Here is a 12,811-nt window from a genome sequence, read left to right on the forward strand (position 1 = left end):
GGCGACTTGGACCTGCCGGTTTTCGGAGACGCTCCGAACAGGCGGGCGGAGTGTTCCACCCGGAACCATGAAGCTGCGCGCATCAGCCGGCTTCGATGTCAGAGCAGCGTGAGGGGGTTGACACGGGTTTTCAGCGGCAGTTCTGTTGGCTTCCCGAGTCGGTGTGACTCAAACACCGCCGCGATCATCTCGACGATGGCGGTCGCGTCGCGGGCGGTACACTTGGTTTCGCGCCGCTGCTCGATCGCGCCGATCAGGTCGGTGATCGCGGCGACGTGTCCGCCCTCGTAGGTTCCGTTGGTGCGCGGTTCGGGCTTGTCGATCCCCGCGGAGGTGACGGATTGCCACTTCGCCCCGCTCCGCGCCGGGGACCACCCGGCGTCGCGCAGCAGCGCGGCCTTCACCAGATAGCCGCTCTCCAGTTCGATGATGCCCTTCGAGCCGAAGACCTGCACTGCGAACCGCGTCGGCTTCCCGCCCGCCCCCTTGCGGCTCGCGAAGTACCCCTGCACGCCCTTGGGAAACGCATACGTGGCCTGGACGTGATCGCCCGCGAGCGGGCCGAGCCCTTCCGCGCCGTCCTTGATGTCGGCCTTCCCGACGGCACGGCCCTGCGCCGCAACTGTCGCGTAGCACGAGACCGCGTTCCCGCCCGCCACGCTGCGCATGAGGCCGAACACGTGCGACCCGAGCACCCAGAGGTCCTCGCCCCCGCCCCGGGCGTCCTCCTTGCCGCGGGCGCGCACCTCAAGAAGGTCCCCGATCACACCGTCCGCGATGACCTTCAGTACGGTGTCGAGTACCGGTGAATACTGACTGATGTGTGCGATCCCCAGCTTCAGGTGCCGCATGTCGAGCGCGTCGGCCACCGCGTCACACTCCTTGAGCGTGCGACAGAACGGTTTCTCCGTATAGATGTGGCACCCCGCCTCGGCGGCGGCCATCAGCATGTCGTGGCGCTGATCGATCCACCGCGGGCAGACCGCGACGAGGTCCGGCTTTTCTTTCGCAAGTAGGTCCTTGTAAGCGGCGTATGTGCGTGGCGCCCCGGTCCGCTTTTGGGCCGCGACACGGCCCGCCGCGTTGGCGTCCGCGACGGCCACGATCTCGACGTTATCGAGTTTCCGGAACGCGACATCGACTGCGTGCCCGTAGTCGCCGCGCCCGGTGGCCCCGAGGATCCCGACCCGATACTTATTCGCCACGGGAGGAGTCCTCCGGTCGCTTCAGATATCTGTTTCCGGGTTCCACATGTCGAACCCCTCCCTGCGCCGTCATACGCCTGCTCGTGTGAGTGGCGTCGCCAAGGTTGGAACTCGGAGCGGAGAGCCCGAACCCTATCATTGATGGGCCAAGAGGGTTATGAGAAAACGCGCGCAGCGGAGCTAAAAAGGCGCAATTTTTGGCGCCTTTCACGTTCTTTACACTTGCACTCACGCTGCGCGGCGTGTCACACTGAACTCATCATCCATTCATGTGCTCTTGGTCAGTTCGGATTCCGATGACACGTTCGTCTCGGCCACGTTTACTGTCGGCGTCAGCTCAGCGGTCAATTTCTGAACCAGCGCCTTAACCCGATCCGATGCTCTTCGCCCGCCCGTCTCGTCGTTCACGTTTCCACGAAAAGGAGACCTCTCATGGCCAAAGCGCGCGGCGACTTCGCGGACATCCTGCTCCGCAAGAAGATGATCAGCCCGGACCAGATCGCCGAGGCCGAAGCCACCGGCCTGAAGCTTCAGGACGCGATCATCAAGCTCCAGTACCTCGCGGCCAACGAGGTGATGTCCGCGATCGCCGAGTTCTACGGGATGCAATTCGTTGACCTCAAAGAGGTTAGCATTGCCAAGGCGGTCATCGAATTGGTCCCCGAGTCGGTGGCCCGCGAGAACCTCGTCATCCCGCTCAACCTGGAAGACAACACCCTCTCGCTCATCACCGCCGACCCGACGAACTACGAAACCATCGAGAAACTCAAGTTCATTCTGAACAAGGAGATCAAGCCGGTCCTCGCGGTCCAGGAGCAGATCCAGGAGGCCATCAACGCGAACTACGGCCAATCCGAAACGGAGTCCGTGGACTCCATGCTCGTCGAGTTCACCGACACCGCCATCGAGTTCACTCAGACCGAAAGCACGACGGCGATGGCTTCGGCCGACGACTCGGACGCGCCGGTCGTGAAACTGGTCAACCTCATCATCTCGGAAGCGATCACCCTCCGTGCGTCGGACATCCACATCGAGCCGTTCGGCGACCGGGTTCGGATCCGGTACCGCATCGACGGCGTGCTGGTCGAACGCGACGCCGCCCCGCGGCGGTTACTCGCACCCATGCTGTCGCGTATCAAGATCATGGGTCAGATCGACATCAGTGAGAAACGCCGCCCGCAGGACGGGCGCATCAAGATGACGGTGCAGGGCAAACACTTCGACCTACGGGTCAGTTTGCTGCCGACCGTCCACGGCCAGTCGGCCGTCATGCGCATTCTGGACCGCGGCAACATCCAGGTCAGCATCAAGGACCTGGGGTTCGCGGAAGACGACTACATGCGGTTCCAGCAAATCATCAAGCGCCCCAACGGGATCTTCCTGGTCACCGGCCCGACCGGCTCTGGGAAGACCACCACACTGTACTCCGCTCTCAACGAACTCAATCGCCCGGACCGGAAAATCATCACCGCCGAAGACCCGGTCGAGTACTACCTGCCCGGGATCAACCAAGTCGAGGTGAAACACAACATCGGGCTCGATTTCGCCCGGATTATTCGCGCCATGCTTCGTCAAGCGCCTAACATTATTTTGGTTGGCGAAATTCGCGACAAAGAAACGGCAGAAATCGCGGTGCAGGCTTCTCTGACTGGACACTTGGTTTTCTCGACACTGCACACGAACGACGCGCCCAGCGCCGTGACGCGGCTCGGTGACATCGGGGTGCCCCCGTTCCTCATCGCCAGCTCGGTCATCGCGATCATGGCCCAGCGGTTGGTGCGGATGAACTGCATCAAGTGTCGCGAGTCGTATCAGCCGCAAGCGGCAGAGATTAAAGCGGGCGGCCTCACGCCGGAAGAACTCGCGAAAGCGAACTTCATGAAGGGGCGTGGCTGTAACCATTGCCGGCAAACGGGTTACCGCGGTCGCCAGGGTATTTTCGAGATGTTGAGAATGACTTCGGCGATTCGCGAAATGACGTTTGCCCAGGCCCCAACGCAGGACATCCGCCGGAAGGCGCGGGGTGGCGGGATGCGATCGCTGCTCGAAGACGGGATTCTGAAAGCTATCAGGGGCAGCACCACATTGGAGGAGGTGCTGAGCACCTGCCACGCGGAAGTGCTCGTTGCCCGCGAAGCTTAGGACCGGTCGGCGGCCGATAGAGACCGGGGTCCGATGGGCTCCGGTCGCCCTTAAGTCGTGTTGTTTTTACTCGCCCGCGCGTTCGTGATCCGTTTTTGGTTGCGCCGGCCGCTGCGGAGATAATGCGACACCGGGACGCGAACGCGCCCCCGGTGCCGTTTGTGTCCGCGTCGGCACCGTCGCTCTGGCAAAGGGGTACCCCGTGCCGAAAGTCTCAATGGAGAAGTTGCTCGCGACGGTGATCCAACTCAAAGCGAGTGACTTACACATCAGCGTCGGTCAGCCGCCGGTCGTGCGCCACCAGGGGCGTATGAAGAAGCTCGACCTCGGCGGCCTGATCCTCGACAACGACGACACCACCGGGCTGATGAAAGCCATCACCCCGGACCGGTGCCAGCAGGAGCTCCAGACGAAGGGTGGCGCCGACTTCGCCATCGAGTACGTCGACGGCTACCGGTTCCGCGTCGCGGTGTTTAAACAGAAAGGGACCGTCGGGATGGTGCTGCGGCGCATCCCGAGCCAGTTCCTCACGTTCGAGCAACTGCGCACGCCCGAAGCGATCCGGTCCCTCATCATCCGCCCCCGCGGGCTGTTCCTGGTGACCGGCCCGACCGGGTCCGGCAAAACGACGTCGCTGGCGTCGATGCTGAACTTCCTGAACGACAACTACGACCGGCACATCATCACGCTGGAAGACCCGATCGAGTACTTCCACAAGCACAAGAAGAGCACCGTCAACCAGCGCGAGATCGGGATCGACGTGCCCGACTTCAAAGAGGGCATCCGCCGGGCGCTGCGCATGGACCCCGACGTGATCCTCGTCGGTGAAATGCGCGACCTCGAAACGATCCGGGCGGCGCTCGAGGCCGCCGAAACCGGGCACTTGGTGTTCGGCACGCTGCACACCTCCGGCGCCGCCTCGACCGTGGACCGGGTGGTCACGGTGTTCCCCGAAAACGAGCAGGACCAGATCCGCACCCAGCTCTCGGGCTCGCTCATCGGGGTGCTGTCGCAGGCGCTCCTGCCGCGCAAGCCCGAGGGGCTCATCGCCGCCTACGAGATGATGGTGGTGACGCCCGCCATCCGGAACCTGATCCGCGAGAACAAGACGTACCGCATCGACTCGTCGGTGCAGACGGGGCGCAAGCACGGCATGTTCCTGCTGGACGACTCGCTGTTCCGGCTGTGGCGCGAGGACCTGTGCGAGAAGGAAGAGGTGCTCCTCAAGTCCAGTAAGCCCAACGAGTTGGCGGCGAAGATCGCGCACGCCGAACGCGGCCTCGAGGACGAAGACGACGAGATGGGGGGCGGCGAGGACGACGAGGAGGACGAAGACGAGGACGAAGAGGACGACGACGACCGCGACCGCAAGCGGCGGAGGGGCTAAGCGGCCATCGCCCCGCTGCCCGGACAACCCCAGGGGCTGACGCCCCGCCCTCAGCTTCATCCTCCACACACAGGAACACCGATGGCCACGCCGACGCCGCCGAGCAACCCGAACCCGCCCAAGAAGCCTACGGCCCCGGCCGCGGGACCGCCGAAGCCGCCCGCCGGCCAGCCCCCGAAGGCGGGCGCCCCGCGCCCTGGGGCCGCGCCCCAGAAGGCCGGCGCGGCGCCGCAGCCGGCCGCCAAGAAGGCCCCGGCCAAGGACCGCTTCTCGTACATCGACGCCAACACCCGCCAGCTCGCCAAGAAGCTCGAGGACCTCGGGTTCCTCGACGGGCCGCAGGTCGAGACGCTCTACGAGGACCTGCGCACCACCGACGCGCAGCTCGGCGAGCTGGCCATGCAGCGCGGGCTCATCAACGAGGAGCAGCTGCTCCAGGCGCAGGCCGAAATCCACGGCATGCGCGTGGCGAACCTGGAGGACACCAAGCCCACGCCGGCCGCGGTCAAGCTGGTGATGAAGAACATCGCGGAGGTGTACAAGCTCGTCCCGATCAGCTTCGAGAACGACGTGCTGACGGTCGCGATGTCCGACCCCAACAACATGCAGGCCACGGACGACCTCCGCAACCTGCTGCCCGGGGTCCGGCAGGTGAACGCGATCCTGGGGCCGCCCAAGCAGGTCCAGGCGCTGATGCAGCGGGCCTACTCGAACGAGAAGGAGGAGTCCATCTCGTCGGTGTACGCCCAGATCGCCGCCGACGAGAGCATCGGGTCCGCCTCCACGGGCCGCGAGAACAGCATCGACATCGGCGACCTGGCGGAGATGGCCAACGCCGCCCCGGTCCGGAAGCTCATCAACATGGTGCTGCTGATGGCCATCCGCGACCACGCCTCGGACATCCACTTCGAGCCGTTCGAGGACGAGTACAAGATGCGGTACCGGTGCGACGGGGTGCTGTACGAGATGGTGCCCCCGCCGCGCCACCTCGCCACCGCCATCGCCAGCCGCATCAAGGTCATGGCGAACCTGGACATCGCCGAGCGGCGCATGCCCCAGGACGGCCGCATCGAGCTGAACGTGGGCGGCAACCCGGTGGACATGCGGGTGTCGGTGCTGCCCACGCTGTTCGGCGAGAGCGTCGTCATCCGGGTGCTGGACCGCACCAACGTCGGGCTGTCGCTGGACCGCATCGGGATGCCGCCGGACCTGCTCGGCACGTTCCGGGCGGTGATCCACAAGCCCAACGGGATCGTCCTGGTGACCGGGCCGACCGGGGCCGGCAAGACCACCACGCTGTACTCGGCGCTGTCCGAGCTGAACGACATCGAGACCAAGCTCATCACCACCGAGGACCCGGTCGAGTACGAGATCGACGGCATCGTCCAGTGCCCGATCAACCACGAGATCGACGTCACCTTCGCCAGCGCGCTGCGGGCCATCCTGCGGCAGGACCCGGACGTGATCCTGGTGGGCGAGATCCGCGACCTCGAGACCGCCGGCATCGCCATTCAGGCGTCGCTCACCGGGCACCTGGTGTTCAGCACGCTGCACACCAACGACGCCCCGTCGTCGATCACCCGGCTCCGCGACATGGGGGTGGAGCCGTTCCTCATCACCGCCACGGTGGAGGCGATCCAGGCCCAGCGGCTGGTGCGGCGCATCTGCGTGAACTGCAAGACCGCCTACGAGCCGACCCGCGAGCAGATCATGGAGGTGAACCTGACCCCGGACCAGGTCGGCAAGCGGTCGTTCTACTACGGCGAGGGGTGCGACAAGTGTAACAACCTCGGGTTCAAGGGCCGCACCGGGCTGTACGAGATCCTGGTCATGAACGACGACCTGCGCGACATGGTGAGCCGCGGGGCCAGCACCGACGCGGTCCGGGCGTACTGCCGCAAGACCGGCACCCCGGGGCTCCGCGAGGCCGGCCTGAAGGCCCTGTTCGCCGGCACCACCACCCTCGACGAGGTGGTGCGCGAGACGGTGCAGGAAGATGAGGCCTAAGGGGAAATGCGGAGTGCGGAATTCGGAATTAAAGCAGCAACACAGCGGAGCATGAGATGGGGGCCGACTCGCCGGTTTCGTCTTCTGATTCCGAATCCCGCGTTCCGCATTCCGCATTGCCCAAGAAGTCGCCCGACCTTCGTGTTCGCACGAAGGCGTTTGCCCTTCGCGTCATGCGGCTGGTGGACACTCTGCCGGCCACGCGTTCGGGTGATGTGATCGGTAAGCAGCTCCTGCGCAGCGCGACCTCGGTGGGCGCCAACTACCGGGCCGCGTGCCGGGGGGCGGTCGCCGGCGGAGTTCGTCGCGAAGTTAGGGGTTGTTGAGGAAGAGGCCGACGAATCGGCCTACTGGTTCGAGCTGCTGACGGAAGGCGGGCTGGTGAAGCCGGAGGCACTGGCCGACCTGCACGCGGAGGCCGGTGAAATCGTGGCCATGGTGGTGGCGTCTATCAAGACCACCCGAAACGGCACCCGGTAACGGTTGGCGCCCCTCCTCGCAAGGGGGCACGAGCGACGGTGGCCCGCGGGTGCGGGTGTCTCGGTTCCGAATTCCGAATTCCGCATTCCGCATTGGAGAAAGTGATGCCTACGTTCAAGTACGAGGCGCTGGACACGTCCGGGGCCGAGGTCAAGGACTCCATCGAAGCCGCCAACGAGGAAGAGGCGCAGCAGAAGGTCAAGGCGAAGGGGTACTTCGTCACCAAGCTGACCGCGGTCGCCGGGGGCAAGGGGAGCAAGGGTAAGGGCAAGAAGAAGACCGGCAAGAGCCGCAAGACGTTCGTCATCGGCGGCGTCAAGCAGAAGCAACTGGTGACCTTCACCCGCCAGTTCTCGACGCTCCAGGACGCCGGCCTGCCGGTGCTCCGGTCGCTCCGCATCCTGGAGCGGCAGATGCCGCCCAGCGCGCTCAAGAACTCCATGATCGACGTGGTGGACGACGTCGAGTCCGGCTCGGCGCTGTCCGAGGCGCTGAGCCGGCACCCGAAGGCGTTCAGCAAGCTGTACGTGAACATGGTGCGGGCCGGCGAGGCCGGCGGCGCGCTGGAAATCATCCTCCAGCGGCTCGCGGACTTCCTCGAGAAGGCCCAGAGCCTCAAGTCCAAGATCATCGGCGCGATGGTCTACCCGGCGGTCGTGATCTTCGTCGCGGTGGCGATCCTCACCTTCATCATGGTGGCGATCATCCCGAAGTTTAAGAAGATCTTCGACGAGTTCGGGATGACCCTGCCGTGGGCCACCCTGACGCTCATCCGGGTCTCGAACTGGATGTCCGAGTACTGGTGGACCATCCCACTGTTCCCGACGGCGCTGTACTTCCTGATCAAGCTGATCCGGCTGTCGCGGGCCGGGAACTTCGCCCTGGACCGGGCCACGCTCTGGATACCGGTGGTGGGCCAGCTCGTCGAGAAGACGATCGTGGCCCGGACCATGCGGACGCTGGGCACCCTGATCAGCTCCGGCGTGCCGATCCTGGAGGCCATCTCGATCGTGAAGGAGACGGCCAACAACGCGGTGTTCGAGCGGATGTTCCAGCGGATCTTCGAGTCGATCCGCGAGGGCGACACGATCGCCGACCCGCTCCGCGAGTCCCGTTTGGTGGACGCGATGGTCGTGAATATGGTGGAGGTGGGCGAGGAGACCGGCGACCTGGACACGATGCTCTACAAGATCGCCGACTTCTACGACGAGTGGGTGGACAACCTCGTCAAGTCGCTGATCTCGCTGCTGGAGCCCATCATGATCGTGTTCCTGGGTTTCACCATCGGCGCCATCGTGATCTCGCTGTTCCTGCCGCTCATCAAGCTGCTGGAAGGTCTGAGCAAGTAAGCCATTCGGGGTGCGGGGTCCGGAGCGCGGGGCGAAGGCCGCCGCGGGCGCTCCGGGTCCCGCGCTCCGCACTCTCTGAGGGGACACGTCATGAACCTGAGGCGGACGGGCCGGAACCGGCGGGCGGGCTTCACGCTGATCGAGCTGCTGGTGGTGATCGGCATCATCGCGCTGCTGATCGGGCTCCTGGTCCCGGCGGTAATGAAGGTGCGGACCAGCATCAAGCGGAGCGACAACCAGTGGCGGATGAGCCAGATCTCGCAAGCGGCCGACATGTTTTGCGCTTCTGAGGCGCTGAGCAAGCCCGGCTACCTTCCTCAGGGGCCGTTCCGGCTCATGCCCTCCTACAGCGCAAGTGACGCTGAGGCCATGTACCTCAAGCAACTGTTTCCGAACCTCGACATAACCAACACTAAGTTGCCAAACGTAACTTTAACGGATGGAAACGAGGTTGCGTTGTTTTTCCTTACCGGCGGGGAAGTCACCAAATACACGGGCTTCTCCAACAATTCACAGTTTCCTTTTGACGCGGGCAACCCGGGCGAATCTCGCAAAGGACCGTTTCTACAGCTCAAGAGCGGCATGTATGAGCCCGTTGCAGGTGCCCCGGGCCGGGCCAAGCTCATCGACCCTTACGGTGTCCCATACGCGATCTTCTTCAACCGCAAGGGCGACTATGGAATACAGTCGTTTTCTTGGACGAGTGACAGGGGGGCGAGTACGTCGAACCCGTTCTGGCGAGGGAACCCGAAGAAGTACGAGAACCCCAAGGGGATCCAAATCATCTCGGCAGGCGAGGACAAATTGTTCGGTGCGGGTGGCGACTGGGGGACGAATGTGCCGACTGGGAGCGGCGATGACGACTGGAGCAACTTCTCGCAATCCAAGCTCGGCGCTGGCCCACAATAACCGGAGGACCCCATGCACACGAACACTCTCGCACGCGGTCGCTCCGTCCGACGACATGCGTTCACGCTGGTCGAACTGCTCGTGGTCATTTCGATCATCGGGCTGTTGACCGCCCTGGTCGTCGCCGGGACGATGAAGTTCAAAGAGTCGGCCATGACAAACACGGCTGATAACCAGGTCAGCCAGCTTCAGGTGCGACTGCGCGAAGACTATGGCTTTGTGGTACAAAAGTGCCACCGTGAAGGGGCACCGCAAGCGATCGTGACATTTTGCGGAGGTGACAAAGAAAAGGCTCTCGCTATCCACACGGCGGCCACGCTGAAGATTCACTTTCCAGAGAGCTTTACCGAGGCAACCAGTGCGCTGACGATCACGTCCGGAGCGACGACCGTTTACGCTTACGACTGGAAACGCACGTTCGCCCCAGTTGCAGGCGGTGGCGGCACTGCGGACCAGCAGCGGGCGGTGCTGCTGTACTTGATTCTGACGGAACGAGCCACCGCTGGTGGAACCGGAGACGCCGGCGGCATCACCGGCGAACAGAAACTGCTCAAACTCAACAAAGACTACACGGTATTCGTCGATCCCTACGGCACACCACTTATCTACTACAGGTGGCTCCAGCTAAACGAACTCGACCAACCGCCCTATGTGAACCGCAAGTTTAACGACGGCAGGGATTTTATCGACCCACTGGACCCGAGAGGTTTGATGGGCAGTTGGGGCACCACAAGCACGATCAGCCCTGCACTGGGTTTTGTCACCCCGGGTACCGCATCTCGCAACCGGGTGCCGACGGTGCTATGCGCTGGGAAAGACCGGCGCTACGACTACTTCACCCCCAAAGGCGCGCAACTCCCCATTCCTCCGTATGCGTCGGGTGACTTGTCTCAAGAAGATGACCGCCTCGGCTACCGGCTTGATCGGTTCGGGGGGAAAGGGGGCAAACAATGATCCGCACCCAGAACGCCCGCCGCAGCGGGTTCACGCTCGTCGAACTGCTGGTCGGCATCTCGATCTTCTTGGCGCTGGCCGGGCTCGTCCTGCTGCTCTATCCGGGCGCCCGGGACCAGGACCGGGTTCGGTATGCGGTTTCCGACATCACCGCGCAACTGCGTATGGCCCAGAGCATGGCGGCCCGCGATAAGGCCCCGCGCGGCGTCCGGTTCGTGCTCTCTAACGACGCAACCAACGACGACAAGACTGACGCTCGGTGGGTCACCGAGATGCAATATGTGGAACAGCCCCCTCCGCTGATTCCGACCACGACCCCACTAAAGTTCCCGCGGGCCAGTAACCCGAACCTGGGGACTGCGCCCGAACTCATCGAGAACCTCGCACCGCGGGTCCGGTTCGACTACGGGTTCGTGTCGTCCGGGATGAACTCGGGTGCGATCAACGGCCGCCGCTGTTTCATTGAGAACTTGAAATCGGAAGAAGCGGACCTGATTCAGCCCGGCTGCACGATCGTGATGCCGACCTTCAACTCCTGGAACAAGATCGCTCTACCCAGCATATCCGTCCCAACGACGGTGAAAAAGACCGGCCCGAATGCGAAAGACTTGTACACCGTCGAAGCCGTTCTAGAGGTGTACCCGGATGCGGTCATGGGTGGGAGCACGCAGGCCGTGGTCTACAACTTCGCGATCTATCTGCTGGCCGTACCACTCGTGGGCGAGCCGATCATCCCGCTACCCAAGAAGATTTGCGTGGATCTGAACGTCAGCGTTCCGGACCGGGTGAACGCCACCACCGACCTGGATGTCATATTCGGGCCGGACGGCAAACTGCTCGGCGGCAGCGGCGGTCAACTGTTCCTGTGGGTGCGTGATTATACCAAGCCTGCCGTATACACAATTACCCCCCCCACCCCCTCTACCCCTCGGTCAGCGACTTACAAGACGGGGCAGGACTTGGTAGACGCGCTGCAAAAGGGCGGCGAACAACATGTGATCGCAATTCGCTCGTCCGGTACGATCGCGCACAACAACATCGCGTGGCCCGGAAACGGGACCAGTTACACGTCGGGCGGCGAACCGTTCAAGTTGGTTCGCGATCGGGGGCAGTAGAGGCAGCAAAAAAGCGGGCGTCGATTTTTGGCGCCCTGAACCAGCGAGCGAATGATATTCACGGCGGGGCGTGCTCGGCTCCGCGGACCCGTACCCGACTCAGGACCACAGCACCGGCGCCCGCCCCACCCGGGCCGCCGCGAGGGCGACACATGACCCGCAGACCCGGACTGACGATGACCGAGCTGCTGGTCGCCATCTTCGTGGTGGCGATCGGACTGGCCGGGGTGATGAGCATGGTGCCGTTCGGCGCCAAGCAGATGAGCGACGCGCTGGTCGCCGACCGTACCGCCACCCTCGCCACCAGTATCGACGCCCTGGTGCGGAGCTACTGGAAGGACAAAATCGCCGACGACCTCACCCGGCAGGACGACCCCACCTATCAGGACCGCGAGCCGTTCTGGCCGGCACTCGATGATGCGGGCAGCGGCCTCACCGTACCCGGTGCGAGCGAGGCGAGTTATCCGGTGTTCTTGGACCCGATGGGGGCGTCAGGGCGATTGTCTTCGGACGCCGCGCAACTCCGTGTAGGTGACGGTGGGGCCACCTTGATACCCCGGCGCACGATGAACGGAACGCGGCTCAACCCGCCGTTCGCCCCGTACAAGCCGCCGGCGACCCCGCCGTCCGGCTGGAATACGCTGAACACGCAGGAGGCTTCACTGGCGTGGCGCATGTGGAGCCAGCCCGACGGCTTCTCCTGGGACGAGAATTCGCAACCGCAGGTGGTTTCGGGCCTGACTCCGAGTAGCAGCATTACGGTGCGCGAGCTGCGGTATAACGCGCTAGCCGTGATCCAACGCCCGACCAACGGCAACCGGACAACCGCAACGCTCAAATTAGTGGTGTTCAGTAATCGTCGGCACCAGTTCTATCCGGCCGGGTCCGAGCATGTTATTCCCAAAACCGCTGGCGTGGCCTTTACGCCGGGTTCCACCGCACTTCGGATCTCGTCGAGCTTGCTCCCGGCGAACGTCGAGATCCGCAAGGGCGGCTGGCTGATGGACGCGACGATCGACGGCACCATTCGGCACGCGAACTTTTACCGCGTGGTGAGCGCCGCCGACGACGGGTCTGGGACACTGGACATCGAACTCGACTCCCCGGTCAAGCGGCTGGATGGGAACACGAACCCGTATGCCGCAACGGTCGTGGTGATGCCGGGCATCGCCGGGGTGTTCGAGCGACCGCAACTTACCGGTAACTTCGGCCCGTGACCGTTTCGGAACGGTGCCCGACACCCGAAAACGACCAACACACGTC

Annotated in this window: 9 protein-coding genes and 1 pseudogene; 9 read left to right on the top strand and 1 reads right to left on the bottom strand. The window is 63.9% G+C overall.

The features are described 5' to 3' along the window. Window positions 1–98 precede the first annotated feature (98 nt). Complete coding sequence (locus R5W23_RS10220; protein WP_320686239.1) at window positions 99–1,205, bottom strand: Gfo/Idh/MocA family protein; 1,107 nt, start codon at window positions 1,203–1,205, stop codon at window positions 99–101. Between the two features lie 432 nt (window positions 1,206–1,637). Between R5W23_RS10220 and R5W23_RS10225 the strand changes: the two genes are divergently transcribed. The 9 genes and pseudogenes from R5W23_RS10225 to R5W23_RS10260 all read left to right on the top strand — a co-directional run bounded on the left by R5W23_RS10225 (window position 1,638) and on the right by R5W23_RS10260 (window position 12,765). After that, entirely contained in the window at window positions 1,638–3,347 is a 1,710-nt protein-coding gene (locus R5W23_RS10225; RefSeq protein WP_261185647.1) for a GspE/PulE family protein, read from the top strand. A gap of 202 nt (window positions 3,348–3,549) precedes the next feature. Next, the gene (locus R5W23_RS10230) at window positions 3,550–4,734 is read left to right on the top strand and encodes a type IV pilus twitching motility protein PilT (protein WP_320686240.1); all 1,185 of its coding nucleotides are present in this window, start codon (window positions 3,550–3,552) and stop codon (window positions 4,732–4,734) included. Window positions 4,735–4,815: 81 nt separating this feature from the next. Next, a complete protein-coding gene (locus R5W23_RS10235; RefSeq protein ID WP_320686241.1) occupies window positions 4,816–6,741 on the top strand; it encodes a GspE/PulE family protein in 1,926 nt (641 codons plus the stop codon). 173 nt (window positions 6,742–6,914) lie between these two features. Further along, window positions 6,915–7,221: pseudogene (locus R5W23_RS32615) on the top strand (four helix bundle protein). Between the two features lie 104 nt (window positions 7,222–7,325). Then, on the top strand, window positions 7,326–8,570 hold the full coding sequence (locus tag R5W23_RS10240; RefSeq protein ID WP_010042729.1) for a type II secretion system F family protein: 1,245 nt from the start codon (window positions 7,326–7,328) through the stop codon (window positions 8,568–8,570). Window positions 8,571–8,660: 90 nt separating this feature from the next. Continuing rightward, on the top strand, window positions 8,661–9,479 hold the full coding sequence (locus R5W23_RS10245; RefSeq protein ID WP_320686242.1) for a type II secretion system protein: 819 nt from the start codon (window positions 8,661–8,663) through the stop codon (window positions 9,477–9,479). Window positions 9,480–9,491: 12 nt separating this feature from the next. Continuing rightward, a complete protein-coding gene (locus tag R5W23_RS10250) occupies window positions 9,492–10,433 on the top strand; it encodes a type II secretion system protein (RefSeq protein ID WP_320686243.1) in 942 nt (313 codons plus the stop codon). Next, the gene (locus tag R5W23_RS10255; RefSeq protein ID WP_320686244.1) at window positions 10,430–11,548 is read left to right on the top strand and encodes a pilus assembly FimT family protein; all 1,119 of its coding nucleotides are present in this window, start codon (window positions 10,430–10,432) and stop codon (window positions 11,546–11,548) included. Before R5W23_RS10250 ends, R5W23_RS10255 begins: the two co-directional genes overlap by 4 nt. A 152-nt stretch (window positions 11,549–11,700) precedes the next feature. After that, window positions 11,701–12,765 carry a type IV pilus modification PilV family protein gene (locus R5W23_RS10260; RefSeq protein ID WP_320686245.1) on the top strand — a complete coding sequence of 355 codons (1,065 nt, stop codon included), beginning with the start codon at window positions 11,701–11,703 and terminating at the stop codon, window positions 12,763–12,765. Window positions 12,766–12,811 lie beyond the last annotated feature (46 nt).

The sequence above is a fragment of the Gemmata algarum genome (assembly GCF_034097035.1).
GTDB classification, from domain to species: domain Bacteria; phylum Planctomycetota; class Planctomycetia; order Gemmatales; family Gemmataceae; genus Gemmata; species Gemmata algarum.

Coding starts and splice junctions, on each gene's coding strand:
- R5W23_RS10240 (WP_010042729.1), top strand. CDS start 7,326: ATGCCTACGTTCAAGTACGAGGCGCTGGACACGTCCGGGGCCGAGGTC.
- R5W23_RS10235 (WP_320686241.1), top strand. CDS start 4,816: ATGGCCACGCCGACGCCGCCGAGCAACCCGAACCCGCCCAAGAAGCCT.
- R5W23_RS10260 (WP_320686245.1), top strand. CDS start 11,701: ATGACCCGCAGACCCGGACTGACGATGACCGAGCTGCTGGTCGCCATC.
- R5W23_RS10245 (WP_320686242.1), top strand. CDS start 8,661: ATGAACCTGAGGCGGACGGGCCGGAACCGGCGGGCGGGCTTCACGCTG.
- R5W23_RS10250 (WP_320686243.1), top strand. CDS start 9,492: ATGCACACGAACACTCTCGCACGCGGTCGCTCCGTCCGACGACATGCG.
- R5W23_RS10255 (WP_320686244.1), top strand. CDS start 10,430: ATGATCCGCACCCAGAACGCCCGCCGCAGCGGGTTCACGCTCGTCGAA.
- R5W23_RS10225 (WP_261185647.1), top strand. CDS start 1,638: ATGGCCAAAGCGCGCGGCGACTTCGCGGACATCCTGCTCCGCAAGAAG.